Source organism: Acidobacteriota bacterium, assembly GCA_003696075.1.
GTDB lineage: Bacteria > Acidobacteriota > Polarisedimenticolia > J045 > J045 > J045.
Genome location: RFHH01000182.1, coordinates 1 through 3,494, shown reverse-complemented (window position 1 = coordinate 3,494; position 3,494 = coordinate 1). Strand labels below are relative to the sequence as shown.

Below are 3,494 nucleotides of genomic sequence, written 5' to 3'. Positions count from 1 at the left end.
CCGCGGAGGAGATCTTCGGCCGCGACCCGGCGGCGACCGGGACGGGCGGCGGGCGCGGCCCGGCAGGCGGTGATCGCGCGGCCTTTCTGGCGGGCGCCCCGCGGCGCCGCGGCACCGCCCGTTTCCCGCCCCAGCGGGCGGCACCGCCTGCGGGTCCGGCCGCTGCCTCGGCGGCGCTTCCCGCTCGGTGGGTGCGGCCCCCGCGCCTACGGAACGCCGTGCGGACCGTTCCCGCCGTCCGTTCCCTGGCTCACCACCTGCCAGAACAGCCCCTCGGCGTCCGTCACGAGCGTGGTCTGCTCGGTGGCGGCGATCGGCCTCCGGACGATCCACGGCCACTCGGGCCGCGCGAGGCCGGCGTAGACCTTGTACCGGGCGTGGCACGCGTCGGACACGGGATCCCAGCGAAGTTCGATCTCGCCGCCGGGCAGCCGCCGCAGCATCAGTCCGAGAACGTGTTCCGACGGGCGGCACCCGGTGACCTCGGCCGGATCGACGACCGGCAGTTCGACATAGGACGCTTCGGTGGCGCTGTGCTCGATGCGGTTCGTGGCCACCTCGGTGTGGGTGTGCTGGTGAAAGGGCTCCCCGGTCTGAGGATTGACCTCGAACCTCGGGTAGTTCGACGACGCCACCGCGATGCGGATGGCATGCCCGGCGGGAAAGGTGATCGAGGTGTCCCACAGATCCACCTCGAACCGGTACACCTGGCCCGGAGCGAGCAGGTCCTCCTGCCGGAAGCTGATCCGATGCCGCGCCATCAGGATCAGGTCGGTGACGAGCATCGCGCGGCCGTCGGGATAGACGTCCTCGAGCTTCACGACCCAGTCGGTGTCGGGCCTGTCGGAGGCCGCGTAGAGCACCGCGGTGATCGGCCCCGAGATCTCCAGCGGCTGGGCGAGCGGCGGCGTCTGCCAGACGACGACATCGGCACGCGCGTCGTCGACCGGGCGCTGGTCCATCGGGCCCTTGCCGATGTCCTCGTAGAGGTTGCTCCCTCCGCGCGTGGGAACGGGATCGTTCGGATCGTGCACGTAGATCGTCTCGCCTCCTCCCGGAGGCGGCGGATCGGTCGACAGCACGCCGCCGGGGTGGAGGTAGTACCGCACGGGCGTCGCGGGCGGCGGCCAGTCGGGGGCGTGCCGCCAGAAATTTCCGGGCGCGCCCGCGCCCTCGGGAAGACCCGGTCCCATGACGTAGTACCGGGCCGGGGGCTCGTCCATGATCCCGGTGTCCTTCCCCTTGAGCCAGAAGTCGTACCAGCGCATGGTGAAGTCGTCGTAGTCGCTGAAGATGCTGTCGAGGGGATAGGTCAGCTCCCCCTGCCACGGGCTGAACTTCGCTCCGTGGGTCCATGGCCCGACGACCAGCTTCTGGTTGAGCCGGGCACCCTCTCCACCCTGATGCTGGAGGGCGTGGAAGAACCGGACGGTCCCCTGGCTGAAGATGTCGTACCAGCCCCCGATGTGGAGGATCGGGATGCGCACCGAGCCGAGCCGGTTCATGAGGTTGCGCTCGTCCCAGTACTGGTCCTCGTCGGGGTGGGCGAAGATCTCGTCCAGCTTGTGCAGCGAACCCTGTCCGGCCAGCCAGGTTTCCACCATGTGCTTGCGGAACTCCCCGCCCGGGTAGTTCATGTGGTGGTAGAAGTCGGCCGTCGCGACCTCCGCGACGGCGCAGACGAGGTGCGGCGGCGCGGCGCCGGCGACGAGGTATTGCGTGATCCCGGGCGCCGAGCCACCGTAGGTGCCGACCTGGCCGTCCGAGAAGCTCTGGGCGGCGATCCACTCGACGGTGTCGTAGCCGTCCTGGTTCTCGAGCCAGCCGTCGTCGTCGAAAACGTCGTCCACCCCCTCGGACTCGAAGCGGCCGCGGGTGTTCTGGATCACCACCGCGTAGTCGGCGGCGACGAACCGGCGAGGCGGCGCGTCCGGACGCTGGTACGGCGTCCTCTGCAGCAGCGTGGGCCAGACCAGGCCCGGCCGCCGCGAGGGGAGCCAGACGTCGGTGGCCAGATGGGTGGTCCCGTCCCGCATGAGGACCATTTCGAAACGCCGGCTCGAAGCGATCTGAAAGTCGATGCCGGTGGCCGGGCCGGCGGTGAGGTCGACCGTCCGGACCCCCGGCTCGCCCAGGTCGCGGCCCTTCGGCGCGAGACCGCTCGTGTCGACGGCGTCGTAGAGTTCGTTGAAGTGGGCCTCGTCGTTGGTGAAGACGTACAGGCGGTCCATGCCGGGAAGGCCGGGATCCAGATCGAACCGGTAGTTCCCGTCGGCGTCGGTCGCCGCCGTCCACTCGACGGGGATCGCTTCGCCCGCACCGATGCCGCCCGTGCTCGACGCGCGCGTGACCCCGACCGTCACGCCGGCCAGCGGCTGGCCCGTCTCCTCGCTCGTGACCGTGCCGGAAAGCTCCTCCGCGGCGGCCGGCAGGACCGCCAGGCAGGCCGCCAGGCAGGCGAAACAGCTCGTCCCCGCTCGGACCATCGCTTTTCCTCCCCGCCCGGGAGCGCTCCCGCCGGCGTTATACGACGGACGCGGGGGACCGGCGACCAGCCTGCGGCGGGCGCCGCTTCCTCTGATCCCACCGGGCGCTGACGGGAAGATCTCTTCCCGCTCGTTCGCGCCAGGGAAGACTTCTTCCCATCGTCCGCCCGGGGGAGCGCGCCAGCGGCGGCCGGCTCGCACGCCATCGCATTCTGTTTCCAGAAGTTGCGACCGCCCGCCATTTCCATCCCTTTGGAACGGGGTTTGCTACGTCCCGGAGTGCCGGCGGTCGGCGGGGGGCAGGAAGGCCTCCGGGACGGAGGGGGTCATGGGCGGCAGGGCGGTAGGACGAGCCCAGGGAGAGGACCTCGCGGTCGAACTCGCGAACGCGGGCGCGACCTTGGTCGCGTTTTTCAGGAACCGCCTCGCGGCGCCCCGCGAGGACGTCGAGGACCTGCTCCAGGACACCGTGCTGGCGGCCTGGCGCATGCTCCGCGAGCCCGGGTCCGAGCGGGTGCTGGACGTGCCGGCCTACCTGCTCGGGATCGCCCGCCACAAGTATCACGACGAGCTGCGCCGGCGGCGCCGGGAGCGCGAGCATCTGGTGCGGCTGGACGGAGCGCCCGCACGACTTCCCCCGGCGGAATCCTCTCCGCCCGAAGCCTACCGGGCGCTGTCGCGGAAGGAGTGCCGGGCGAGGTTCCGGGGGATGCTGCGCGAGTGCCGACCGATCGAGCGGAGGCTGCTCGTCCTCCGCTTCCTCCACGGCCGGCCGCACGCGGAGGCCTGCGCGATGGCCGGAATCGATCCGGTTCGGGGAAGCCGGATCGTCTACCGCGCCCTGCAGCGGCTCCGGAAGCGGTGGCACGAGTGTCGGCACGAGGGAAAGACCGCCGCCGGCTGATGGACGCGGAACGGCGGATCCGGCGATAATCGGGCGCGTTTCCGGGCTCCGCTCGTCGACCCGGCGCAGGGAGCGGGCGCGGGGGGCCAATCGGCGGGGAGGGG

Annotated in this window: 2 protein-coding genes; one reads left to right on the top strand and one right to left on the bottom strand. The window is 71.3% G+C overall.

All coding sequences use genetic code 11. The annotated features are described in order from the left end of the window. Positions 1 to 206 precede the first annotated feature (206 nt). Positions 207 to 2,687 carry a CocE/NonD family hydrolase gene (locus D6718_12140; protein RMG43504.1) on the bottom strand — a complete coding sequence of 827 codons (2,481 nt, stop codon included), beginning with the start codon at positions 2,685 to 2,687 and terminating at the stop codon, positions 207 to 209. Between D6718_12140 and D6718_12135 the strand changes: the two genes are divergently transcribed. Continuing rightward, entirely contained in the window at positions 2,323 to 3,390 is a 1,068-nt protein-coding gene (locus D6718_12135; protein RMG43503.1) for a sigma-70 family RNA polymerase sigma factor, read from the top strand. The genes D6718_12140 and D6718_12135 overlap by 365 nt on opposite strands. Positions 3,391 to 3,494 lie beyond the last annotated feature (104 nt).